General features: G+C 74.5%; 14 protein-coding genes and 1 pseudogene. 8 read left to right on the top strand and 7 right to left on the bottom strand.

The features are described 5' to 3' along the window. The first annotated feature begins 6 nt into the window (after window positions 1-6). From ACIRNI_RS14635 to ACIRNI_RS14625, 3 genes are read left to right on the top strand one after another with little or no spacing between them, the layout of a single operon-like run. Entirely contained in the window at window positions 7-5,214 is a 5,208-nt protein-coding gene (locus ACIRNI_RS14635; RefSeq protein WP_403551506.1) for a hypothetical protein, read from the top strand. Continuing rightward, a complete protein-coding gene (locus ACIRNI_RS14630; RefSeq protein ID WP_403551504.1) occupies window positions 5,211-6,404 on the top strand; it encodes an AAA family ATPase in 1,194 nt (397 codons plus the stop codon). The genes ACIRNI_RS14635 and ACIRNI_RS14630 overlap by 4 nt, the downstream gene beginning before the upstream one ends. Next, window positions 6,391-10,077: a DUF5682 family protein gene (locus tag ACIRNI_RS14625; RefSeq protein ID WP_403551502.1), complete on the top strand. Its 3,687-nt coding sequence runs from the start codon at window positions 6,391-6,393 to the stop codon at window positions 10,075-10,077. The genes ACIRNI_RS14630 and ACIRNI_RS14625 overlap by 14 nt, the downstream gene beginning before the upstream one ends. 1,729 nt (window positions 10,078-11,806) lie before the next feature. Here the strand turns inward: ACIRNI_RS14625 and ACIRNI_RS14620 are convergent. After that, the gene (locus ACIRNI_RS14620; RefSeq protein ID WP_403551500.1) at window positions 11,807-12,637 is read right to left on the bottom strand and encodes a hypothetical protein; all 831 of its coding nucleotides are present in this window, start codon (window positions 12,635-12,637) and stop codon (window positions 11,807-11,809) included. A 100-nt stretch (window positions 12,638-12,737) separates the two neighbouring features. On the opposite strand from ACIRNI_RS14620, the gene ACIRNI_RS14615 reads away from it, so the two are divergent. The 3 genes from ACIRNI_RS14615 (at window position 12,738) to ACIRNI_RS14605 (ending at window position 16,722) form a co-directional block, all read left to right on the top strand. After that, window positions 12,738-13,448, top strand: a complete 711-nt coding sequence (locus tag ACIRNI_RS14615) for an aquaporin (RefSeq protein WP_403551498.1) — start codon at window positions 12,738-12,740, stop codon at window positions 13,446-13,448. 234 nt (window positions 13,449-13,682) lie between these two features. Beyond that, window positions 13,683-14,360 (top strand): vancomycin high temperature exclusion protein, encoded by a 678-nt coding sequence (locus ACIRNI_RS14610; protein WP_403551496.1) that lies wholly within the window; start codon window positions 13,683-13,685, stop codon window positions 14,358-14,360. Between the two features lie 166 nt (window positions 14,361-14,526). Continuing rightward, entirely contained in the window at window positions 14,527-16,722 is a 2,196-nt protein-coding gene (locus ACIRNI_RS14605) for a molybdopterin oxidoreductase family protein (protein WP_403551494.1), read from the top strand. Here the strand turns inward: ACIRNI_RS14605 and ACIRNI_RS14600 are convergent. From ACIRNI_RS14600 to ACIRNI_RS14580, 5 genes and pseudogenes are all read right to left on the bottom strand, one after another. Continuing rightward, a pseudogene (locus tag ACIRNI_RS14600) lies at window positions 16,712-17,137 on the bottom strand (gamma-glutamylcyclotransferase family protein); the annotation flags it as partial. The gene ACIRNI_RS14605 and the pseudogene ACIRNI_RS14600 overlap by 11 nt on opposite strands. After that, entirely contained in the window at window positions 17,134-17,457 is a 324-nt protein-coding gene (gene cutA, locus ACIRNI_RS14595; RefSeq protein WP_403551493.1) for a divalent-cation tolerance protein CutA, read from the bottom strand. The gene cutA and the pseudogene ACIRNI_RS14600, both read right to left, overlap by 4 nt. Before the next feature lie 30 nt (window positions 17,458-17,487). Further along, window positions 17,488-19,446, bottom strand: a complete 1,959-nt coding sequence (locus tag ACIRNI_RS14590) for an ABC transporter ATP-binding protein (protein WP_403551491.1) — start codon at window positions 19,444-19,446, stop codon at window positions 17,488-17,490. After that, the gene (locus ACIRNI_RS14585) at window positions 19,443-21,173 is read right to left on the bottom strand and encodes an ABC transporter ATP-binding protein (protein ID WP_403551628.1); all 1,731 of its coding nucleotides are present in this window, start codon (window positions 21,171-21,173) and stop codon (window positions 19,443-19,445) included. The genes ACIRNI_RS14590 and ACIRNI_RS14585 overlap by 4 nt, the downstream gene beginning before the upstream one ends. A gap of 16 nt (window positions 21,174-21,189) precedes the next feature. Then, window positions 21,190-21,816 carry an NADPH-dependent FMN reductase gene (locus tag ACIRNI_RS14580; RefSeq protein WP_403551489.1) on the bottom strand — a complete coding sequence of 209 codons (627 nt, stop codon included), beginning with the start codon at window positions 21,814-21,816 and terminating at the stop codon, window positions 21,190-21,192. Window positions 21,817-22,064: 248 nt separating this feature from the next. Between ACIRNI_RS14580 and ACIRNI_RS14575 the strand changes: the two genes are divergently transcribed. Then, on the top strand, window positions 22,065-22,700 hold the full coding sequence (locus ACIRNI_RS14575) for a hypothetical protein (protein WP_403551487.1): 636 nt from the start codon (window positions 22,065-22,067) through the stop codon (window positions 22,698-22,700). 88 nt (window positions 22,701-22,788) lie between these two features. Then, complete coding sequence (locus ACIRNI_RS14570) at window positions 22,789-23,469, top strand: class F sortase (protein ID WP_403551485.1); 681 nt, start codon at window positions 22,789-22,791, stop codon at window positions 23,467-23,469. Here the strand turns inward: ACIRNI_RS14570 and ACIRNI_RS14565 are convergent. Beyond that, complete coding sequence (locus ACIRNI_RS14565; RefSeq protein ID WP_403551484.1) at window positions 23,453-24,040, bottom strand: dihydrofolate reductase family protein; 588 nt, start codon at window positions 24,038-24,040, stop codon at window positions 23,453-23,455. The genes ACIRNI_RS14570 and ACIRNI_RS14565 overlap by 17 nt on opposite strands. Window positions 24,041-24,056: the final 16 nt, after the last annotated feature.

Genomic DNA, 24,056 nt, shown 5'->3' with positions numbered 1-24,056 from the left:
GGGCTCTTGGCCGACCTGTCGGACGCGTTGCTGGACCGGCTGTTGGACGGCTTGCTGGACGCCGGCGCGGTGCTGCCGCTGGCCGGGGGCAGGGGCGGTGAGGGCGACGGTGTTGCCCTCGGCGGTGGCGCGATCAGCGGTACTGCGGCCGGCGGTGCCGTCGGCGTTGGCGCGGCGCCGGGTACGGAGGCCGGCCGGGGGCGGGCGACCGACGGGCCGAGCGTCGGACCGGAGCGGGCAGGCGTCGCGGCCCTGGCGGCCGCAGGTGCGGGCCGAGTCGGTGCCGGGGCCGTGGACGTGGATGTGGATGTGCTGACCGCGCGGGCGTACGCGCATCCGGCCATGGAAGGGCGCACGGTCGTACGGCTGGTACCGCAGGCGATCGGGCCTGCCGAGGACCTGTCGCTGGAGTACCTGGGGTTCACCGGTGAGCAGGACCCCGAGCCGGTGGGGCGCGTGCGGCGGAAGGCGCTCGGCTTCCCGGCCTGGGCGCTGGTGCACGACCCGGACAACGGCCATCACGCCCTGGCGGTCGTCAAGGAGATGGAGCGGCTGTCCCGGCTCGTCGCCACCAAGCCCGGCCTGGCCAAGGAGGGCTTCGAGGGCATCGGAGAACGCCTCGACCGTTCCGTACCGCACTTCCTTCCCACCTACTACGAGCAGGTGGCGCGACTCTTCCTGGCCGCCGAGTCGCGGTCGTACGCGTCGCTGTTCTTCGGCAAGGCGCGGGCGGCGGAGCAGCGGCACGCGCTCGCCGTGGACGAGGAACGGCTGCGCGAGGTGTTCCTGGAGTTCGCGGGGGCGGGCGCGCTGAGCGGCAAGGCGCTGCGCGAGCATGCCAAGGGCCTCGCGGCCCGGCTGCCCGCGCCGACGGCGTACGAGCAGTTCAGGATGGTGTCGCTGGAGCGGTGCGCGGCGGGTCTCGCGCCATACGCGGGCATGCTGGAGGACTTGAGGCGCCTGGCGAAGGCGGCGCGGCTCGACGTGGCCGCCGAGGAGCGGTCGCTGCTGGCGGAGATCATCCACACCGGGGCGGTGAGCCGGGCCGCGGCGGGCTTCTGGAAGACGGCGCTGCCCGCGCTGGCGGCGGTGGCGGCCGAGGACCGCGCGGTGCGGGAGCGGCTGCTGAACCTGATGCCGACGGTGAGCGGAGACCACCGGGCGGAGTTCGAGACGTCGTGGCTGACGCTGCTGGACGACTGCGGCGCGACGGACCTGCTGCTGGACGGGACGGTACCGGCCGCCGGGTGGCTGTCGGCCTGGGCGGCGTACCGTCGGCGCGGGTACGGACGGGCGACGCGCCTGGCGGCCGAGCTTTCCTTGGTGGAGCGGCTCGCGGACCGGCTCCTACAGGACGGTGTGCCGGTGCGGCTGATCGGGGGCGGCGGCTGGCGCATGGGCGCCGACCTGGATCTGCTGGACCTGTGCCTGACGTTGGGTGTTCCAGTGGAACCGCCGGCGGAAAGCACCACCAGCCATCTGGATCTGGCGGGCTGGCTGCGGGACGAGGCGGAGGGGCGCCGGGATCTGGTGGCACTGGCCGCCGACGAACGGTTCACGGGGATGCTCCGCCGTTCCGTGGAGCAGCTGGCTGGTGACGGTGAGGCCCCCGCCCGCCTGCGCCGGGTGGTGGAGCACCCCGCGCTGCGCACGGTGCTGGCGGGCTGGATCGCGGACCGCGCCGACGACCTGTCGCGGGCGTTCGGGTTCCCGGAGCTGCGCGAGCAGCTGGCCCGGCTGTCGAAGTTCTCGACCCCGTCGGTACTGGCCGCGGCGCCCGCCGCGATGGAGCGGATCGCCGCCGTCACCCCGACCGCCGCGCTGGCGCGCACCCTGCGGGCGGGTGTGTTGGACGAGCTGGGCTGGCCCGCCCTGGAGGAGACGCTGCCGAAGCTCGGCAAGGTCGACGCGACGGCGGCGGGGCCGCAGCGCGCGTTCCTCGCCGAGCAGTGGTACCGCCTGGCGGACGCCTGGCCCGCGCTTATCGTGCGCAACGGCAACGAGGCGGCCGTGGTGGGCGCGGACGAGGCCGTGGACGTCCGCACGCTGACGCTCCCCGCGGCGAAGACACGCGGCTGGGACCAGCCCACCGTGCGGTACGTGGACGGGCAGTGGCTGGTGGCGAACGGCCACGGCCCCGACCGGCGCGCCGTGTGGTCCGGGCGGCCCGCCGACGTCTTCGTCCCGGCCGGGCGGCTGGACGACCACTGGCTGACGGCGCACATGGCGTCGCTGCCGCTTCCCGGGGGAGGTCGCTGCTACGGCGGGCGGCCGGTGTACGCCGGTGACACGTCGTTCGCCGAGGAGCGGCGGAAGGTGGCCTCCGACGGCGTCTCGGTCTGGGTGCTGCACGACGACGGCTGGTGGGAGTACGACCCGGCGACCGCGCGGCGCGGCCGTGCTGCGGGCCCCGCGTTCTTCGACGGGGCCCTGGCCGGTGCGGCCGACGGGGAGCGGTTGCTGGAGGGGTACTGCCGCCTCATGCCCGTGCAGCCCGGCCTGGAGTCGTCGCCGTTCGGCAGCAGGGACGGGCTGCTGGGCTGGTGGGTGCTGCACGACCCGAAGACGCGGACGATGACGGCCTGTTCGGTGGGCGGCAGTCGCAGTCCGGCGGTCCCGGCTCTGCCGGGGGCGTACGGGGAGCAGATCGCAGGTGGCGTTCCGCTGCCGCCGCTGCGCCTGCCGGGCGGGGCGGCACTGCATCCGCGCGAGACCCAGCGCTTCGACACCGTCGTCGACCTGTACGACGCGGAGGGCGTGCGGATCGCCCAGGTCCAGTTGTGCGACGGGGGCGGCAGGTACGCGGCCGGTACGCCGCTGGTGCCGCCACTGGCGTACTGGCACGCGCTGCGGCCGCGCGACGAGCGCGGCTCGGCCCGCCTGCGTGCCGTGACGGACGCGGACGCCGCCGCGCTGCTGGCGGCCGTGGCCGAGGGTGCGACGCCCGCCGATGCGGTGGCGCGGGTCCTGCCCGAGCTGACGCACCCGGGGCTGGTCGCCGGTGTCGCGGGGCTCGTGGGGGAGGCGGCCCGGTGCGGCAAGCGGCTGACGGAGCTCGGCGAGAAGGCGGAGCGGGGGCTGCGGACGCCTGTGGAAGCGGAGCCGTCGGTGCGGTTCGCGCAGGACGAGGCGCTGGCCGGGGCGATGGTCGGTCTGGGCCCCGGGGCGAACGCGTACGGCTATTGGGGCCGCGGCCCGGGTACGCACACGGCCGTCGACCAGCTGCGGCAGGTGGCGGCCGTTCTCGGCGCCCCGGCGGACGGAGTGCCGGAGAAGGTGAAGCTGCCCGCGTCGGGGGTGCCGTGGCTGTCGTTCGCGGGACGCGGTCTCGCGGCGCTCGCGGTGCGGGCCGCGTCGCCGGTGACCGAGGAGGCGCACCGGGCCGCGCTGCTGGAGTTCCTGGAGCTGGCGGGTGCCGTGATGGTGGACGGTGAGCCGGTGCTGGTGGACCCGCGTGGGCGACTGCGTCTCGTGGCGCTGAAGGTCGCCCGGCCGGGCGGCACGCAGCGGTTGGGCGAGGTGCACCGGTCGGAGGCGCGGCGCATGGTGCTGTTCGCCATGGTGCGTCAGGACGAGCAGCACTGCTTCTACACCGGAGTCGAGTACGACCCGTCGGGCGCGTTCGGGGCGTGGGACGGCTTCGCCCTGGTCGACTCCACGGTGCTCGGAAAGCGGGACGACGCACCGCTGGCCGCATCTGTGGGGCGCGTGGTGGAACTGGTGCGGGAGCGGGGCCCGCTGCCGTACCGGCCGGAGCAGGCGCTCCACTTCGCGGACCGGATCGGAGCGAGCGCCCCCACAGCGGCGCTGGTGCTGCTCGGGATGCCCGGCGTGGACGACTGGGACCGGCAGAGCCTGCTGCCGGCCGACGTGCTGGCTCCGCTGGGGGCCAAGACCGCGCAGGCGGAGGCGGCCAGGGCGGCCCTCAGGACGCTGCCGAACACCGAACGGCAGCGCTACACCGCCCTGTTGTTGCCCGGTGACGCCGATGCCGTCGCCGGGCTGTGGGAGTCCGGCTTCGATCTGGAGCCGTTGACCGACGCCTGGGTACGCGCGCGGGGCAGGCGGCGCGTGCTACCGCCCGATCTGGTCGCCCGCGCCGTCACCGAGACCCGGCAGAACGGCATGCTCGACGCCGTACTCAACCCCGAGGCACAGCCGGAGCTGACGGGCCGTACCGAACAGCGCGTCGACCCCGAGCACGGCCGCCTCACCGCCGCCGAGTCGGAGAAACTGCTCACCGGGCACCGCATCTCGTCGTACGTGGAAATGCTGCGCTGGCTGGCGTACCGGCTGCCGTTCGGTGACCCGCTGCGCGCGGTGCTGCCCGTCACGCTGCGGATGTTGCGCGAGCGGCTGGCGGATCCGGGGCTGCTGCTGGACCTGGGTGTCGGCTGGGATGCGCAGGGCAACTGCAGCGCGCCGCGGATCCGTGAGGCGTACGGGCTGCCCGCGCAGGGCGGGGCTGACCGGCAGGGCCTCGTCGAGCTGGGGGACGCCCTGGTGCTCACGCCGATGCAGTACAGGCCCGAGTGGGAGGACGTGTGGCTGCGGCCGGCGGCGGTACTGCCGGGCGTGGGTGAACACGGCGGCCCCGACCATCCGGCGCTGACGCTGCTGACTGCCGTATCCAGGCCGTCGGGGCTGCTGGATGCGTTGCGCACGCTGCTGAGCGACGGGTTCGAGGCGCTGGTGACGGCGGACTGTCCGGCGGGTGGCGCGGCAGGCGCGCCGCAGCACCCGGTGTACAGCGTGCCCGAGCTGGTGGAGCAGGCGGCGGAGCGGTTCGAACTGTCTCAGGACGCGGCCGCGCTGTACCTGATGCTGCTCGCGCTTCCGGATCCGACGGACCGCAAGCAGGCGGAGTGGACGGGCTGGAAGCCGGCCCGGCTGAAGAAGGCCCGGGCCGAACTGGCCGCCACCGACCTGGTGGTGGAGGCCAAGCGGCCCCGCGCGGGGAGGTCGTTGTTCCTGCCCGGCGGCTGGCAGGAGCGGTCGGCGCCGCAGCTTCCGCTGGAGAGCTGGAAGGCGGGGCTGTTCCCGGGGGAGGCGTACGCCTTCCTGGTGCCGGACCGCCCGGTGGCCGAGGTGTATGCGGCGGCGTGGCGCCGGGTGGTCGACGGTGACGCGCCCGGATACGAGGAGTTCGAGAGCCGGGTCCGGGGGCGCGGCACGGGCCGTGGCACGGGCGACGGCCGGGGAGGAAAGCGATGAGCGTGAGCGTGCGGGCCGAGGTGGCCGAAGAGGCCCAGGGGGACCAGGGGGTTCGGCGGCAGGTGGAGCTGCCGGAGGACCGGTACGCAGACGAGCTGGCGTTCCTGGCGGCGTACGACGACGGACCTCGGCCGCCCGGGTGGCGGCTCACACCGCGCGCGGTGGTGGTCTTCGTGTGCGGTTCCGGCGGTGAGGAGCTGGAGGCCGGTGACGGCCGACGGCTGGTCGTGTCGCGGAAGTTCGTGGGTGACCGGGCGCTGGTCGAGCGGTGCGTGGTGACGCTGGCCGGCGAGCGCGGGCTGCTGCTCGTCGGTGAGCCGGGCACCGCCAAGTCGATGCTGTCGGAGCTGCTGGCCGCCGCCGTGTGCGGCACCAGCACCCTCACCGTGCAGGGCACCGCGGGGACCACGGAGGACCAGCTGCGGTACGGCTGGAACTACGCGATGCTGCTCGCGAAGGGGCCCAGTCGGGAGGCCCTGGTTCCGTCGCCGGTGCTGACGGCGATGGTGCGGGGCGCGGTCGCCCGGGTCGAGGAGGTCACTCGCTGTCTGCCCGAGGTGCAGGACTCGCTGGTGTCGCTTCTGTCGGAGCGGCGCATGTCCGTGCCGGAGCTGGCGGGGACGGGCGAGGCGGGCAGGGAGGGCGAGGACGGGACGGTGCACGCGGCGCCCGGCTTCACCCTGGTCGCCACGGCCAACCTGCGCGACCGGGGTGTCTCGGAGATGTCCGCCGCGCTCAAGCGGCGCTTCAACTTCGAGACGGTCGGGCCCATCGACGACCTGGCGGCCGAGACGGAGCTGGTGCGGGCGCAGGCCACGGCGGCGCTGGCGCGCGGCGGGGCGGCGTTCGCGCTGGACGAGGCGGTGCTGGAGGCGCTGGTCACGGCGTTCCGGGACCTGCGCACCGGGCGCAGCGCGGAGGGCTGGGAGGTGGAGCGGCCGTCCACGGTGATGTCGACGGCGGAGGCCGTGCAGGTCGCCACGTCCATGGGGCTCGGCGCGGCGTATCTCGGCAACGGCCGCGATGTGGTGCGTACGCTGCCGGGCCATCTCCTCGGCACGGTCCGCAAGGACGACCCGGCCGACCACGGGCGGCTGCTGGGGTACTGGGACGGGCCGGTGCGGCGCCGCGCGGAGGGTGGGGCTCCGCTGTGGCGGACGCTGTGGGAGCTGCGCGATGAGCTCACCTGACCGGCCTGCGGAGGCGGTGGAGGAGCTGGCGGGGTGCCGTGACCCGTTTCTGATCGGGGTACGGCACCACTCCCCCGCGCTCGCGGCGGCCGTGCCGGCGATGTTGGCCGATGCGGCACCGGAGGTGCTGTTGGTGGAGCTGCCGGAGGAGTTCGCCCCGTGGCTGGTGTGGCTGGCGGATCCGGCGACGGTGCCGCCGGTGGCGCTGGCCGGTGGTGGTGGTCGCGGTGGTGAGGGTGGGCTGGTGTTCCTGCCGTTCGCGGAGTTCTCGCCGGAGCTGGCCGCGATCCGCTGGGCGCGGGAGGCGGGCGTCGAGGTGGTGCCGTTCGATCTGCCGCTGGGGGCACGGGACCGGGGACGGCAGGTTTCGGCACCGGAGTCGGTGCCGAAGTCGGAGTCGGTGCCGGAGTCGGAGTCGGTGCCGGAGTCCGTTCCGGGGACGGCGTCGGTACCGGCTTCCGCTTCCGGCGAGCGGGGAGTCACCGCTGCCCTGCGAGCCCGGGTCGGGGGCCGGGCCGGGGACGACCTGTGGGACCGGCTCGTGGAGGCCGCCGCTCCTGGTGCGACGCCCGAGGCACTGCGGCGGGCGGCGCTGCTGGTGGGCTGGGCGCTGCGGGCCGACCAGAAAGCGGTCGATCCGTACGACCTGCGGAGGGAGGCGCACATGAGGCGCCGGCTGGCCGCGTACGCGGACCGGCGCGCGGCGGCCGTCGTCGGCGCGTTCCACGCGCCCGCGCTGCTGCCGGCGGTGGCGCGGGACGGTGCCCTCGAGGAGACCCGCTCCGGTGAGGTGGCACCAGGCGAGAAGGCTCCCGGTGAGGTGGTCACGTCGCTCGTACCGTACGCGTACGGGCTCCTGGACGAGCGCTCCGGCTACCCGGCCGGGATCCGTGACCCGGAGTGGCAGCACGGCGTCCATGCCGCCGCGGGCGACCCCGCGCTGCTGGACGAGCTGCTGCTGTCGACAGCGGTACGAATATGTGCCGCCGTACGGGACGCGGGTCACCCTTGCGGCCCCGCCGAGGCGCGCGAAGTGGTGCGGCTCGCCCGGGATCTGGCCACGCTGCGGGGGCTGCCGGCCGCCGGGCGAGGCGAGCTCGCGGAGGCCGCGCAGTCCGTGCTGACGCAGGGCCGGCTGTTCGGGCGCGGCCGGGTGGTGGCCGCGGCGATGGAGGAGGTCCTGGTCGGCGACCGGCGTGGGCGGCTCGCGCCCGGTACCCCGCGCTCCGGCCTGGGACCGGCGGTCGAGGCGCTGCTGGGCCGCTTGTCACTGCCGGTGCCGGACGAGCCCGCCGCGCGCGAGCTGCGGCTGGACGCGTTGCGCGGGGATCTGGACCGGGAGCGGGAGATCTGTCTGCGGCGGCTCGCCGTGTGCGGGGTGCCGTACGGGCAGGAGGCCGAGGTGGCGGGCGTGGGCGGCGCCGACGCGCTCACCACACGGTGGACGGTCGCCTGGTCGCCGTCCACCGCGGCGATGCTCGATGTGGCGGGTGTGCACGGCGTGACTCTGGAGCAGGCTGCCGCCGGGGTGTTGCGGCAGCGGCACGCGGCGCAGGCGCGCGAAGGCGGGCCGACGGCGATCGAGGCCCTGGAGGGTCTGCGGGAGGCGGCGCGCTGCGCGCTCTCCGACCTGGCGGCCGAGCGGCTCGCGGAGGCGGCCGTCGCACTGCCCGCGTCCGGCACGCTGCCGGAACTCCTCGACGGGCTTGCCTTGTTGGACCGCATCCGGTCCGGTCATGTGCCGGGGCTGCCCCAGGGGTGGCAACGGGAGGCGGTGGACGCGGCGTACGAGGAGCTCGCCGCGGCTGGTGTCCGCGCACTGGACGGGCTGGCCGGCTCCACGGATCCGGAGGACGCCCGCGCGCTCGTCGCCCTCGCCGCCCAGGCCGATACCGCCTCGGGCGGCGGCCTGCGGCTGGCCGACGCGCTCGCCCGGCTCGACGCCGGAGCGACGCCCCTGATCCAGGGGGCGGCCGGCGCGGCGCGGGTGCTGCTGGGGCAGCGGGACGCCGGGGAGTTCGGGGTGCGTCTGTCCTCGCGGGCGGACAGCGCGACAACATCCGAGCTCCGGGCCGAACTGACCGGTCTCCTGCGCGGCTCCCTGCTGGCGGCGGGCCCGCTCCTGGAGGCGGGCCGCGCCCTCGACCCGTTGCTCGAGCGGGTGGGGGCCTGGCCGGACCGCGACTTCCTGGACCGCCTGCCCGCGCTGCGGGCGGGGTTCGACACGCTGTCGCCCGCGGCCCGTGCACGGTTGCTGGCCGTGGTCGAGGACCGCACCGGTTGCGCCTCGCCCGACGCCCTTCCGCAGGAGGTGAGCGACCCGGCCGCGCTCGCACTCCTCGCCCGGGCGGACCTGGCGGGCCGCGAGGCCCTGGCGGCACGGGGCTTCGGCGCGGCCCCCGACGGCGCGGCCTGCCACGGCGAGGCCGCTGCCGCCGATGCCGCCTCGGCCGGTGTGGGACCCGCCGGTGAGGAACCCGCCCGTGCGGGAGCCCTCGGTGTGGGACCGGTGGCGGCCGAGGGTGGGCGCGCGGGGGTGCCCGTCCCGGGTGCGCTCACCCCGGGAGAGCGGTGGCGGCTGCTGCTCGGGCGGGCGCGCGAGTTGACCGGGCCCGCCGGACGAGTGGCGCGGGCGCTCGACGAACTGTACGGGCGGGGGCGCGGAGAAGGATCCCGGGGCGAAGAGGCCGCCGGCTACGGGGCCGGGGCCGGCGACGGTGCGCCGTTCCCGGACGTACGTTCCTGGTCGGAGGAGCTGGCCGCACTGTTCGGGCCGGGCGTACGCGAGGAGGTCCTGGCCGCTGCCGCCGACGCCGGGCGACTGGACGCCGCTCTGGAGCTCGACCCCGCAGCGGCCCGCCCCTCGGTGGAGCTTTTGCGTACGGTCCTGTCGTACGCGGGTGGCTTGTCGGAGCAGCGGCTCGCCCGGTTGCGGCCGCTGGTCGCCCGCCTCGTACGGGAGTTGACGCAGGCGCTCGCCAACCGGCTCCGCCCCGCGCTGACCGGGCTCGCGCATCCGCGGCCCACGCGCCGCCCTGGCGGCCCGCTCGATCTGCCGCGCACCCTGCGCGCGAACCTCGCGTCGGCACGTCGCGACCCGGTGACGGGCGCGGTGACCGTTCTGCCCGAGCGGCCCGTGTTCCGCACCCGGGCGCGCAGGCAGGCGGACTGGCGGCTGGTGCTCGTCGTGGACGTGTCCGGGTCGATGGAGGCGTCCACCATCTGGTCGGCGCTGACCGCGTCCGTCCTCGCCGGGGTGCCCGCGCTCAGTACGCACTTCGTCGCCTTCTCCACCGAGGTGCTGGATCTGACCGGCCACGTCGACGACCCGCTGAGCCTCCTCCTGGAGGTCCGGGTCGGCGGCGGCACGCGCATCGCGCGGGGCCTGCGGCACGCCCGCGAACTGGTCACGGTGCCGTCGCGCACGCTCGTCGTGCTGGTCAGCGACTTCGAGGAGGGCGGCCCGGTCGGCCCTCTCCTGTCGGAGGTGCGGGCGCTGGTGGACGCGGGCTGCCATGTCCTCGGTTGCGCCTCGCTCGACGACCAGGGGCGTCCGCGGTATTCGGCGGGTGTGGCGGGGCTGCTGGTGGCGGCGGGCATGCCGGTCGCCGCGCTCAGTCCACTGGAACTGGCCCGCTGGGTCGGCGAACGCGTAGGAGGTACGCAGCGGTGACGGCTTTCCCCTCAGGTCTGCCTCCGGTGGCCGCGGAGGTGGTGGCGACCGCGCTCGACCTGCTGCCCGCGCGGTTGCGCAAGCGCGTGGACGGCGCGGTGGCGAAGGCCGCCGACTGGCCGGTGGAGCGGACGGCCGACGGTGTGCTGGTCCGCGCCGGTGACGACACGGTGGTGACGCTGACGACGGCGGACGGCGGTGTCGTGGCGTCGGCGGACGCGGCGGTGTGCAGTTGCCTGCTGGCCCCGGCCTGCCTGCACCGCGCGGCGGTCCTGTCCCGCGCGCCGGTCGCGGAGGAGGGGCCCGCCGCCGCGGCGGCTGTACCGGAAGAGCAGCCCGCCCCTGCGGCGGATACGAGCGAGGGCGCGAGCGGCGGGCCGGTGGCAGCGCGTGAAGGCGGCGGGCTCACCGGCGTGCAGGCAGCGGCCCTGCACGCACTCGGGGACGCCGGGGTGGCGGTACTCGTCGCGGGCGTGGCCGGGGCGGGGGCCGTGGTGCGAGCCGAGTTGCTGCGGGCGGCGCACTCCGCGCGGCTCGCCGGGCTGCACCGGCCCGCCTCGGTCGCCGTACGCGTCGCACGGCGTCTCGGAGAGGCCCGGTCGGAGGACCCGGCCTTCCGGCTGCCCGAGTTGTCCGCCGATCTGGCCGCGCTCCTCGACTCCGTACAGCGTCCGGACGCGGCGGCACTGGCCGGCCCTGTCCGGCGCGCGTACCGGTCGTCCCAGCCGCTGCGGCTGTACGGGCTATTCACCGAGCCGGTCGTGACGGCGTCGGGGTACGCGGGCGCGACGGTGTACGCGGTGACGCCGGACGGTTCCGTCCACACCGTCTCCGACGTGGCGCCCGGCGGCCCGGAACGGGCGGTGCAGGCGTCCGCCACGGCCGTGGTGCCGGGCGGCTCCGCGCTGGCGCTGCGGGACCTCGGTGACAGGGGCGGGGTCATCCTCACGTCGCCGACCGTCTCGGCGGACGGCCGGATCGGCGGTGGCGGGTCGGTGCGTTCCGTACGGGCGGCGGGGTGCGCCTGGCACGAGCCGCCGCTCGACGCACTCTGGCAGCGTCCGCCGTCCGCCCAACTGGATGCCGCCCTGGACTGGTTGGCGCAGCCCGCCGACGAACGCCCGGCAGGCGGCGACCTGCTGTTCCTCACCGGTACGGTCACCGGCGACGGCGGCCGCGCCTGGTTCGCGGTCGACGGCGGGCCGACCGTCACGCTGTACGCGCCGGACGAACGGCCCGAGTTGCCGTACGCCGAGAACCTGCGGCTGCTCGCCGCCTTCCCGGGGCTGCGGCTGCGGCTGATCGCCCGGGCCGCCCCCGAGACGGCCGGCGGAGTGCGGGCGCTCGCCGCGGCCTGGGCCGGTCACGACGGTGAGCCGCTCCGCGCGGACCTGGGCCTGCGCAGGCTGAACCGCACGGACGTACCCGCCACGCGGGCGGTCGCTGCCGCCGGGCCGCCGGTGCCGGAGGCGCTGCCCGAGACCTTGCCGCTGGAGCTGGGGCTCCTGCGCCGCGCGGTGGACCGTGCGGTGGCGGGTGGCCGCCCCGTCGCGGCGGCCGCGGCCGACGGCGACCTGCCGCGCCGGTTGCTCGCGGTGGGTCTCACGACCGGTGCGCGCTGTGCCCGGGACCTCGAGGACGCGGCGACGGCACGGAGCCTGGACGCGCTGGGGCGCCTGCTGCCCGCGGACTCGGGCGCTTACGCGCGGGCGTGGCTGGCCGCGTCCGTCTACGCATCGGCGGCGTCCCGCTCGCTGCTGTCGGCGGCATGGTCGGGCGCAGTGGCAGAGCCAGGGTCGGGGGCGATGTCAGGGCCGGGGTCGGCTGATGACGAGAGCCAGACCCGGAGGGGGCCGGTGGCCGTGAAGCCGTGACGCAGGGCGGCTGCGAGGTCGTCACCGTGCTCGTACCCGACGACCGGCATGCCCGGCCAGCGGTCGGCGATCGCGGTGAGGCAGCCGGGCCAGGCGTCGGGGCCGAACAGGTTCGAGACGCCGACCACGCCCGTGGCACCGGCGGACACGCTGGCGGTGGCGATGCGGCTGACGACGGCGCCCGCGACGATACGGCCGTCCGGCGCGCGGCCGGCGAGGACCGTGGTCGCCGGGTGGGCGAGCAGCGCGGGGCGGAAGAGGCCGATGCGTACGCCGCCGTTCCAGGCCGTCTCCCAGGCGGCGAGCTCGGCGGCGGTCTCGACCGGCTCCCAGGCGCTGGTGACCGGCCCCGGGACGGGGAGGGCTGCGGGGCGATGGATCCACTGGGCTTCGAAGAGCACCTCGAAGCCGTGTGGCGTCAGGTCCAGCTCCGCGAAGCTGTCCTTGACCGAGCAGCCGGGCGTGCTGCGGTCGACAGCGTCCAGCATGTCGCGTATCTCGGCGTCCGATGCGCCGGGGGCGAGGGTGACGGCGTTCGGGTAGTACGGCGGAGTGCGCCGCGGGTGTGTCCAGGCGCGGTCGCCGAACGTCCCGCCTGCGAGGCCGTGGGCCCGGCACATCGCATCGCACCACTCGGCGTTGTTCCGGGCGGCTGCTTCCCGGCCCAGGTCCACGTCCAGATCCATGTGGCGATAGTGACAGGAGTGGTCCCGCTACCCTGCCCCCTATCGAACTTTCCGAAACACGGAATATATTTTCCGTTGAATCGGGACTTGGGGGGTACTCATGGCTACGGACCGGGCTCTGCCCCGCCGCGCAGTCGCCGAGCTCGTCGGCAGCGCGGCACTGGTCGCCGTCATCATCGGCTCCGGCCTACAGGCCAGCGCACTCAGCGACGACGTCGGCGTGCGGCTGCTGGCCAACTCGCTGGCGTCGGCGATCGGACTCGGCCTGCTCATCGCGCTGTTCGCGCCGGTCTCCGGGGCGCACCTCAACCCCGTCATCACCCTCTGCGTCTGGTGGACGCGGCGGCGCGACGGGGACGGGCTGCTCGGCCGCGAGGTGGCGCTGTACATCGGCGCGCAGCTGGCCGGCGCGGTCGCCGGCGCGCTGCTCGCCGAGGCGATGTTCGGGCGGGCGCCCGGCAGCTGGTCCACCCAGATGCGGTCGGACGGGCACCTGCTGCTCGGCGAGACGGTCGCCACGGCCGGGCTGGTCCTGCTGATCCAGGGCCTGGACCGGATCGGACGTGCGGGGCTGGCGCCGGTGGCGGTCGCGGCGTACATCGCGGCGGCGATCTGGTTCACGTCGTCCGGGTCGTTCGCCAACCCGGCGGCGACGGTCGGCCGGTCCCTGACCGACTCCTTCACCGGGATCGCCCCGGCCTCCCTCCCGGGCTTCATCGCGGCGCAGCTCGTCGGCGGGCTGCTCGGGGCCGGGCTGGCGAGCCTGCTGTACGGGAGGCGGCCGCCGGGGGCGGAGCCGGCCGCGGGCTGAGCCGGGCGGCGGCTGGGTCCGGCGTGGGCCGAGCCGGGCGGCGGCGGCCGGGTCGGTCAGGCGGCCGGGTGGGGGGGCCGGTTGCCGGCTGAAGCCGTCGTACGACGTGCCGATTGTCGGTCGAAGCCGTCGTACGGCGGGCCGGGTTGCCGGCTGAACCGTCATCGAGTGAACCGCGCGCGGTCCTTTCGCGTCGGAGAGGGCAGGGCGGGAACACCAAGGGGAGGTTCGTACATGCGTCGCACGCGGCTGTCGCTGCTGCCACGGAGCCGGCGGGGGCAGCGGCGGCTGGTGCAGGCCGTCATGCTCGGTTGTGTGCTCGCGCTCGCACCCGCGACATGGATGCACGCCGTCGCCGACAGCCGGCTGCGCACCGCCGACGACATCCCCGCCCACGACGTCGCCGTCGTCTTCGGCGCGGGCCTGTGGAACGGCCGGCCCACCCCCTACCTGGCCCACCGCCTCGACACGGCCGCGCAGCTGTACCGGGACGGCAAGGTCAAGGTGCTGCTGGTCACCGGGGACAACAGCCGCGTCGAGTACGACGAGCCCGACGCGATGCGCGCGTACCTGAAGGAGCGGGGGGTGCCGGACGGGCGGATCGTCAGCGACTACGCCGGGTTCGACACGTGGGACTCGTGCGTGCGCGCGAAGAAGGTCTTCGGCGTCGACCGGGCCGTCCTGGTGACGCAGGGCTTCCACATCCAGCGGGCCGTGACGCTGTGCCGGGCGGCGGGCGTCGATTCGTACGGGGTCGGCGTCGCCGAGCCGCACGACTCGGTCTGGTACTACGGCGAGGTGCGGGAGCTGGCGGCGGCGGGGAAGGCGGCGGTGGACGCCGTGTTCAGGCCGGATCCGAGGTTTCTGGGGCGGGAGGAGAGCGGCGTGGCGGAGGCGCTGGCGTCTCCTTGACGGTGGCCCTCCCCCACCCCGGCCCCGCCCCTTCCCCGAACCGGGGGCTCCGCCCCCACTGCGGCTCGCGGCTCACCGGTTGGTCCCCGCCAGATGGAGAGGGACGTACCGGAGGCGTAATGCGGCGGGTGCGCAGGCGTAACACAGGCGTCGCATGCTCGGGGGCATGCTCACCGTCACCACCCCCACGCACTGTCCGTACTGCTCCCTGCAGTGCGGGATGAACCTGCGGCCCACTGGTCAAGGCACCGGAGAGGGCGCCGGGCAGAGCACCGGGCAGAGCGTCGCCGGACAGGTCGTCGAGGTGGTGGAGCGCGCGGACTTCCCCGTGAACCGGGGAGCCCTGTGCGGTAAGGGACGTACCGCGCCCGCGGTGCTCTCCTCCCAGGCCAGGCTGGCCGGGCCACTGGTCCGACGCCCCGCCACAGGCAGGCTCGAGCCGGCCACCTGGGAGGAGGCCCTGCGTACCGTCGCCGACGGGTTGCGCGGCACCAGGGAGAGCCACGGGGCCGACGCCGTCGGGGTCTTCGGGGGCGGCGGGCTCACCAACGAGAAGGCGTACGCGCTCGGCAAGTTCGCCCGCCTCGTCCTCGGGACCTCCCAGATCGACTACAACGGCCGCTTCTGCATGTCCTCCGCCGCCGCGGCGCACCAGCGGGCCTTCGGCCTGGACCGGGGGCTCCCCTTCCCCCTGGAGGACATCCCGCGCACCGGCTGCGTGATCCTCGTCGGGTCGAACCTCGCCGAGACGATGCCGCCCGCCCTGCGCTACCTGACCGAGCTGAAGGAGAACGGCGGCCGCCTCATCGTCGTCGACCCGCGCCGCACCCGTACCGCCGAGCAGGCCGATCTGCACCTGGCGCCGCGCCCCGGCACCGATCTGGCGCTCGCGCTCGGGCTGCTGCACCTGGTCGTGGCCGAGGGCCGCACGGACGAGGACTTCATCCGGGAGCGTACGACCGGCTGGGCCGACGCCCGCGCCGCGGCCATGTCCCACTGGCCCGCGCTCGTGGAGCGCATCACCGGCGTGCCGGTGCCGCAGCTGCGCGAGGCGGTACGGCTGTTCTGCGACACCGACAACGCGATGGTGCTGACCGCCCGCGGGCCCGAGCAGCAGTCGAAGGGGACCGACACCGTCGGCGCGTGGATCAACCTGTGCCTGGCCACCGGCCGCGCCGGCCGGCCCCTGTCCGGTTACGGCTGCCTGACCGGCCAGGGCAACGGGCAGGGCGGGCGCGAGCACGGCCAGAAGGCCGATCAGCTGCCCGGCTACCGCAAGCTCGACGACCCGGCCGCCCGCGCCCACGTCGCCGGCGTCTGGGGCGTCGACCCCGACAGCCTCCCCGGGCCCGGCCGCAGCGCCTACGAACTCCTCGACGCGCTCGGCACCGACATCAAGGCCCTCCTCCTCATGGGCTCCAACCCCGTCGTGTCCGCGCCGCGCGCCGCGCACATTCAGGAGCGGCTCGAGTCCCTCGACTTCCTCGCCGTCGCCGATGTGGTGCTGTCGGAGACCGCCGCGCTCGCCGACGTCGTCCTGCCCGTCACCCAGTGGGCCGAGGAGACCGGCACCCTCACCAACCTCGAAGGCCGCGTCATCCTCCGCCGCCGCGCCATCGACCCCCCGCAGGGCGTACGCAGCGACCTGGAGGTCCTGAACGCCCTCGCCGAGCTGCTCGGCTGGGAGAAGGGCTTCCCCACCGACCCCGAAGAGGTCTTCGACGAGCTGCGCCGCGCCTCGGCCGGCGGGCCCGCCGACTACGCGGGCATCAGCTACCGCCGCATCGCCGAGGAGGACGGGGTCTTCTGGCCCTGCCCGGAGCCCGCGCACCCCGGCACGCCGCGTCTCTTCCTGGAGCGGTTCGCCACCCCGGACGGGCGGGCCCGCTTCGTACCCGTCACGCACCGCCCGGCGGGCGAGGAGACGGACGACGAGTATCCGGTGGTGCTGACGACCGGGCGTGTCGTCTCGCAGTACCAGTCCGGCGCCCAGACCCGGCGTGTCGCCGAGCTGAACGCCGCCGCGCCCGGCCCGTTCGTGGAGCTGCACCCCCGGCTGGCGGAGCGGCTCGGCGTCGCCGAGGGCGAGCCGGTGGCGGTCGTGTCGCGGCGCGGGCGGGCCGTGGCCCCTGCCCGCATCACCACCGGCATCCGGCCGGACACGGTCTTCATGCCGTTCCACTGGGCGGGCGAGGGCCGGGCCAACACCCTCACCAACCCCGCCCTCGACCCGACCTCCCGCATGCCGGAGTTCAAGGTGTGCGCGGTACGTCTCGAAGCGGCGGTTCCTCGCGAAGCCGCGGTACCTCTCCAAGCCGCTCCCGAAGCCGCGGACGGCCCGGTTCCAGCGACCGACGGCTGAGCCAGTCGCCACCCGCTATCGGCCGGCCGAGCCGCGCCGCCGGCGCCGCGACGTACACCCAGGCCCTGAACGTCCGCCCGTCCCGCGTCCGCCGTACGTCGCAGACCTCGCGCTCGTACAGGTTCAGCGGGTGGCCGGGGCCCAGGTACTCCTCCAGCGCGTCCAGTACGGAGAGGAGGGCGGCGTACTCGCCGGGGGCCGCGCTGACCAGCTCCCCCGCCACCTCCTCCAGCTCCCCCGCCACCTCGCCGGGCCCCGCGTCCCGCACCAGGTAGGGGTAGCCGGGGCCGTCGTACAGGAGCGCGCCGGGCAGGCAGGCCGGCTCCTCCGCCGCCGTACGGCCGCGCAGGAACAGGTCGTGGTTGTGCTCGCCCGGGCGCAGCGTCCCGTACACGAAGAACGGCAGCTCGGTCACTTCGCCGACGTCTCCTGCCGCAGCCACGCCAGGTAGCCCGTGCTGCCCTGGACCACCGGCATGGCGATGATCTCCGGCGTGTCGTAGTCGTGCGCCGCGACGAGGTGCGCCTCGAGCGCGTCGTAACACGCCTCCGTCGTCTTGAAGAACACCTGCCACTCCTGGCTGGTCTCGATGGCGTTCTTCCAGTGGTAGACGGAGGTGACCGGGCCGGAGATCTGCGCGCAGGCGGCGAGCCGCGCCTCCACCGCGCCGCGGGCGAGCTCCTCGGCCTTCTCGGCGCTGTCGGTCGTGGTGAGGACGGTCAGGGCCAGGGTCACGGTCGTCTCTCCTCCGCGCGTCGTGCTCGCTTACACCGCGGCGGCGAACTGCGCCGCGTACAGCCGAGCGTACGCACCCCCGGCCGCCAGCAGTTCGTCGTGCGTGCCCTGCTCCACGATGCGGCCCGCCTCCATCACCAGGATCACGTCCGCGTCCCGGATGGTGGAGAGCCGGTGCGCAATCACGAACGACGTCCGGCCCGCCCGCAGCGACGCCATCGCGCGCTGGATGAGGAGCTCGGTACGCGTGTCGACGGAGCTGGTGGCCTCGTCGAGGACGAGGATGGACGGCTCGACGAGGAACGCCCGGGCGATGGTGAGGAGCTGCTTCTCGCCGGCGCTGAGGTTCGCGCCCTCCTCGTCGATGACGGTGTCGTAGCCGTCGGGGAGGGTGCGGATGAAGCGGTCCGCGTGGGTGGCCATGGCCGCCTCCACGATCCGCTCGCGCGGCACCTCGCCCGGCACGCCGTACGCGATGTTGTCGGCGATCGTGCCGCCGAAGAGCCAGGTGTCCTGGAGCACCATGCCGATGCCGGAGCGCAGTTCGCGCCGGGACATCGTCGACACGTCGACACCGTCGAGGAGGATGCGGCCCGCGGTCGTCTCGTAGAAGCGCATGAGCAGGTTGACGAGCGTGGTCTTGCCGGCGCCGGTGGGGCCGACGATCGCGACGGTCTGGCCGGGCTCGACGGTCAGCGACAGGTCCTCGATGAGGGGCTTGCCCGGCTCGTACCGGAAGGCGACCTTCTCGAAGACGACCTGCCCGGCCTTCCCGGCCTTCCCGTGCTTGCGGGTGGGTGTCGTCAGGGCCGGGGTCCACGCCTCTTCCTCCTCGTCCTCCCCCTCCTCCTCCGCGTCCAGCAGGTCGAAGACCCGCTCGGCCGAGGCCACCCCGGACTGGAGGAGGTTGGCCATGGCCGCGACCTGCGTGATCGGGCCGTTGAACTCGTACGAGTACTGGACGAAGGCCTGTACGTCGCCGATCGACAGCGTCCCGGACGCCACGCGCAGCCCGCCGACGACCGCGATCAGCACGTAGTTGAGGTGGCCGACGAAGGCGGTGGCGGGCTGGATGAGCCCCGACATGAACTGGGCGCGGAAGCCGGCCGCGTACAGCTGCTCGCCGAGCTCGTCGAAGGCCTCGACGGCCTGCCGCTTGCGGCCGAAGAGCAGCACCTCCGCGTGGCCGGTGTACATCTCCTCGACGTGGGCGTTGAGCTTGCCCGTGACAGCCCACTGGCGGACGAACTGCGGCTGCGCACGCTTGCCGATGAGGGTGGCGACCACCACGGACAGGGGGACGGTCGCGAGCGCGATGAGTGCCAGGAGGGGCGAGATCCAGAACATCATCGCCAGCACGCCGGTGAGGGTGAGCAGGGCGCGGACCATCTGGCTGAAGGCCTGCTGCATGGTCTGGGTGATGTTGTCGATGTCGTTGGTGGCGCGGCTGAGGATCTCACCGCGCGGCTGCTTGTCGAAGTACGCCAGCGGCAGCCGCGCCAGCTTCTCCTGGGCCAGCTCACGCAGCCGGTGACCGGTCCGCTGGACGGCCGTCATGGCGAGCCGCATCTGCACCCAGGTGAGGGCGGAGGAGGCGGCGATGACGCCGACGGCGAGGGCGAGGACCTCGCCGACGGCCCGGAAGTCGACACCGGCGGGGGTCGCCGCGCCGCCCACGACCAGGTCGGTGGTGTGGCCGAGGATCTTGGGCGCGGTGACGGCGAGTGCGACGGCGGCGGTGCCGGCGGCGAGGACCCCGAGGACGAGGCGGCGCTCGGGGGTGAACGTGCGCAGCAACCGGAGCCCGGAGCGGCGGAAGTCCAGCGAGCGTTCGAGGGACGGGGCGGCCACCATGCCGGGCCCCCGCTGCACGGCAGGTCCCCGCCGCTCGGGCGCGGCGCGCCGCTCGGGCACTCTCTCGACCCCTGCTCCGCGCTCGCGGCCCCGGCCACGGCCGGTGCCTCCGTCCCTCTCCTCCTCCGCGTTCACGCGGCTTCCTCCTCGCTCAGCTGGGAGAACACGATCTCCCGGTACGTGTGGTTGTCCCGCAGCAGCGCGTCATGCGTGCCGGTGCCGACGACGCGGCCCTCGTCGAGGACGACGATCCGGTCGGCGTCGCGGATCGTCGACACGCGCTGGGCGACGATCACGACCGTCGCGTCCGCCGTCTCCGCCGCCAGCGCGGCCCGCAGGCGCGCGTCCGTGGCGTAGTCCAGCGCCGAGAACGAGTCGTCGAAGAGATAGACGGCCGGCCGGGCCACCAGCACGCGGGCGATGGCGAGGCGCTGGCGCTGTCCGCCGGAGAGGTTGGTGCCGCCCTGGGAGACCGGGGCGTCCAGCCCCTCCGCCAGTTCCCGTACGAAGTCGGCGGCCTGCGCCACCTCCAGCGCGTGCCACAGCTCCTCGTCCGTCGCGCCCGGATTCCCGTACCGCAGGTTCGTGGCCACGGTCCCCGAGAAGAGGTACGGCTTCTGCGGTACGAGCCCGACCGTGCGCGCCAGCGCCTCGGGCTCCAGGTCGCGGACGTCGACGCCGCCGACGCGGACCTCGCCGCCGGTCGCGTCGAAGAGCCGGGGCACCAGGTTGAGCAGGGTGCTCTTGCCGCTGCCGGTCGAGCCGATGACGGCGGTGGTGCGGCCGGGGCGGGCGACGAGGTCCACGCCGCGCAGCACCGGTTCCTCGGCGCCCGGGTAGCTGAAGTCGGCCGCGCGGATGTCGATGCGGGCGGGGCGCAGTGCGTGGACGGGCGCGGGGGGCGGGGCGACGGACGGGACGGTGGTGAGCACCTCCTGGATGCGTTCGGCGCTGACCTCGGCGCGCGGCAGCTGCATCATCAGGAACAGCGTCATCATCACGGCCATCAGGATCTGCATCAGGTAGCCAAGGAAGGCGATCAGCGAACCGGCCTGCAGCGAGCCGGAGTCGAGCCGCAGCCCGCCGAACCAGATGACGGCGACGGTGGCCGCCTCCCAGACCAGCAGCACCGTCGGGAACATCAGCGCCATGAGCCGCCCGGCGCGCAGCGCGACGTTCATCAGCTCCGCGTTGGCGCCGGCGAAACGGTACTGCTCGTGCCGGTCGCGGACGAAGGCGCGGATGACGCGGATGCCGGTGATCTGCTCGCGCAGCACCCGGTTGACCGTGTCCAGCCGCCCTTGCAGGCTCCGGAACAGCGGCGGCAGGCGGCGGACGATGAGCCCGACGGAACCGCCGAGCAGCGGTACGAAGACGAGCAGGAGCAGCGCGAGCGGTACGTCCTGGCCGACGGCCATCGCGATGCCGCCGAGGCACATCAGCGGCGCGGCGACGAGCAGGGTGAGGGCGAGGACGGTGAACGTCTGCACCTGCGTGACGTCGTTGGTGGTGCGGGTGATCAGGGGCGAGGCGCCGAAGCGCCCCATCTCCCGTACGGAGAAGTCCTGTACGCGGCGGAAGACGGCGGACCGCAGGTCGCGCCCGACGCCCATGGCGACGCGGGCGGCGCAGTACACGGCGGCGGCCGCGGCCACGACCTGGAGCAGGGTTACGGCGAGCATGACGCCGCCGGTGGACAGGATGTGGCCGGTCTCGCCGCGCAGGACGCCGTTGTTGACGATGTCGGCGTTGAGGGTGGGCAGGTAGAGGGTGGCGAGGGACTGGATCAGCTGGAGGAGGACGAGGAGCGCGATCGTCCGCCGGTACGGGCGCAGGCGGGCGCCCAGCAGTCGGGTCAGCACCATGGGAGCGCGCGCCTCAGCCCGCGTACGGGCGGACGGACTTGGCGTCGCGCAGGGCGTGCGCCCACCAGGCGAGCTGGTCGAGCATCGTCTTGGCGGCGGCGTCCGGGCCGGTGGGGTCCTTGTGCCGGCCGGTCTCGTCGAAGTGGCCGTGGGCGTTGTGGAAGGAGACGGTGTCGCGGACGGTGACGGCATGCACCTCGGCGAAGACCTGGCGCAGCTGCTCCACCGCGCGCAGGCCGCCGGACATCCCGCCGTAGGAGACGAAGCCGACCGGCTTGGCCTGCCACTGGCTGAAGTGCCAGTCGATGAGGCTCTTGAGGGCGGCGGGGAAGGAGTGGTTGTACTCGGGGGTGAGGACGACGAACGCGTCGGCGTCGGCGAGCTTGGGGCTGACCTCGGCGAGTGCGGCGCGGGCGGCGGGGCCGGGGGTGGAGGAGAGGGCGGTGGGCAGGTCGGTGACGGCGAGGTCGACGACGTCGACGGCGAAGTCGTCGCGCTCGGCGGTCCGGGAGAGGAACCAGTCGGCGATGACGGGCCCGAAGCGGCCCTCGCGGTTGCTGGCGACGATGACGGCGAGCTTCAGCGGAGCGGCGTGGTTCGGCGTGGCGTGAATCTGCGGAGTGGCGTTGTTGATGTCCATGCCGAGGAGCCTCCTACCTCAACCAAACTTGAGGTCAAGCCCTTCTTTCGCCGGGCGGGGTCACCCGTTCGGTGCGTCCGGTCCGGAGCAGGGCACCTGAACCGCGCGCCCCGCCGTGACCTGCGGAAACACTCGTACGCGGACGGCGTGACGACACGCATGTGACGGCGCATCGGCATGCGGGCACGGAGGCCGCGGCCTACCCATGGGACAAGGACACACCGCCCCTCGCGCCCGGAGGACCCCTCATGCGCACCACCACCCGCCTGCTGTCCGGTACCGCGTTGGCGGTCGCCTCGCTCGGCGGCATCGCCGTGGCCTCACCGCCCGCGTACGCCGGGGACCTCGGACAGCTGGAGGTCTACCCGTCGACCGCCGCCCCGGGCCAGACCGTCACGGTCAACACCACCGCGTGCGGCAAGAACGGCAAGGGTGTCGGCGACGCGGGCACCCTGGGCGCCGGCGAGTTCAAGCTGGCGCCCGGCACCCACAAAGAGGTGGTGATCGGGCAGTTCAAGGTGCCCGCACACGCCAAGCCGGGGACGTACGCCATCAGCGTGGCCTGCGAGAACGGCAAGACGGCCACCGGCGACCTGGGCGTCACGCACGCCGGCGGGAGCAGCGGCACGGGCGGCACCGACACCGGCGGCACCGGAACCGGAACCGGGACCGGGACCGGGACCGGAACCGGAACCGGGACCGCCACCGGCGGCAAGGAGACCGGTGCCGGCCAGGTCCCGAGCGGACACGTCAAGACCGGTGTCGGGGGCAGCGTCGGCCCCGACACCGTCCAGATCGCGGCGGGTGCGGCCGTCCTGGCCGCGACCGCCGTCGGCGGGATCTGGCTCCTGCGCCGCCGGGCGAGCGGCGCGCAGGGCCACTGACCCGCCGCTCCGCTCCCCGCCCCCGCCGCGCGCGCCCCGAGGCCGTGGCGCGGGCGGGGAGCACCACCGGTACCCCAGGGAAGCCACGATGAGCACAGGCGGCAACAGCGACTGGAGCGGCAGCGGCAACGCCGACGGCAACCACAGCGAGAGCCGCGGCGGAAAGGGATGGGGCCTGGCGATCGCCGCCTTCATCGGCGTGTGGCTCATCCAGAACGGCTCCGCCGACATCACGCCGCCCGCGCCCTCGGCCGCCGAGGCCTTCGCCGCCGGCCCGCACTTCCAGCGGACCGAGGCCGTCGCCGACCCCCTGCCCCCCTCCGCGCCGGTCCGCGTCCGCATCCCCGAAATCGACGTCGACGCGCCCGTCATGCGCCTCGGCCTCGCCCCCGACCGCAGCCTGGAGGTCCCACCCGTCGGCGACCCGAACATCGCCGGCTGGTTCCAGCACGGCACGCCGCCCGGCGCCAAGGGCACCGCGATCATCGCCGGTCATGTCGACAACGCCGACGGCCCCGCCGTCTTCTACGCCCTCGGCGCGCTCAGGAAGGGCCACCGCGTCGAGGTCACCCGCCTCGACGGCCGCACCGCCGTCTTCACCATCGACGCGGTCGAGGTGTACGACAACGACGACTTCCCCGACCACAAGGTCTACGGCGCCGCGGACCGCGCCGAACTCCGCCTGATCACCTGCGGAGGCGGGTTCGACGCGAAGACCGGTTACCAGGGCAACGTGGTCGCCTACGCGCACCTCACCGGTCGTAGGTGAGGAAGAAGGCGCCGTTCTCCAGTGCGGTGTGGTCGGTGAGCCGCCAGCCGCGCGGGTCGAAGGTGGCGTCGCGGGAGAAGAGGGGGATGCCGTTTCCGATGGTGAGGGGGCTGAGCTTGACGATCAGCCGGTCGATCTCGGAGTAGAGGGCACCTGCCAACTGCGCTCCGCCGACGAGCCAGATGTCCTTGCCGTCCTCCCGCTTCAGCTCGCGGACCTTCGCCACCGGGTCGCCGGCGACGAGTTCCACGGCCGGGGCGGGCACCTCGGTGAGGGTGGTGGAGAAGACGAGGTGACGCAGGTGCGGGTAGGCGTCCGGAACGCCGGCCGCCAGGCCGATCTCGTAACTCTTGCGGCCCTCGAGGACGGTGTCGAAGTGCGTGCCCTCGGCCGTGACGCCCAGCGCCTGACGGGCACCGGCGGGCAGGGTCTCGGGGTAGGTGGTGACCATGTGCTGGATGTAGTCCGGCGTGATCGGCAAGAAACCGTCGGGGCCCGTGGGGTCCGCGCCGTCCGGGCCGGCGATGAAGCCGTCGAGGGTGGAGGCGATGTAGTAGACGAGCTTGCGCATGAAGACCCTTCGTGAA

Source organism: Streptomyces sp. NPDC093546 (assembly GCF_044765045.1).
Classification (GTDB): Bacteria; Actinomycetota; Actinomycetes; order Streptomycetales; family Streptomycetaceae; genus Streptomyces.
The sequence above is the reverse complement of the archived record's forward strand: the minus strand, read 5'-3'. Positions and strand labels throughout refer to the sequence as shown.

Excerpts from the sequence above, each read along its gene's own strand:
- ACIRNI_RS14630 (WP_403551504.1), top strand. The coding sequence starts at position 5,211 with ATGAGCGTGAGCGTGCGGGCCGAGGTGGCCGAAGAGGCCCAGGGGGAC.
- ACIRNI_RS14625 (WP_403551502.1), top strand. The coding sequence starts at position 6,391 with ATGAGCTCACCTGACCGGCCTGCGGAGGCGGTGGAGGAGCTGGCGGGG.
- ACIRNI_RS14620 (WP_403551500.1), bottom strand. The coding sequence starts at position 12,637 with ATGGATCTGGACGTGGACCTGGGCCGGGAAGCAGCCGCCCGGAACAAC.
- ACIRNI_RS14615 (WP_403551498.1), top strand. The coding sequence starts at position 12,738 with ATGGCTACGGACCGGGCTCTGCCCCGCCGCGCAGTCGCCGAGCTCGTC.
- ACIRNI_RS14610 (WP_403551496.1), top strand. The coding sequence starts at position 13,683 with ATGCGTCGCACGCGGCTGTCGCTGCTGCCACGGAGCCGGCGGGGGCAG.
- ACIRNI_RS14605 (WP_403551494.1), top strand. The coding sequence starts at position 14,527 with ATGCTCACCGTCACCACCCCCACGCACTGTCCGTACTGCTCCCTGCAG.
- ACIRNI_RS14580 (WP_403551489.1), bottom strand. The coding sequence starts at position 21,816 with ATGGACATCAACAACGCCACTCCGCAGATTCACGCCACGCCGAACCAC.
- ACIRNI_RS14575 (WP_403551487.1), top strand. The coding sequence starts at position 22,065 with ATGCGCACCACCACCCGCCTGCTGTCCGGTACCGCGTTGGCGGTCGCC.
- ACIRNI_RS14570 (WP_403551485.1), top strand. The coding sequence starts at position 22,789 with ATGAGCACAGGCGGCAACAGCGACTGGAGCGGCAGCGGCAACGCCGAC.
- ACIRNI_RS14565 (WP_403551484.1), bottom strand. The coding sequence starts at position 24,040 with ATGCGCAAGCTCGTCTACTACATCGCCTCCACCCTCGACGGCTTCATC.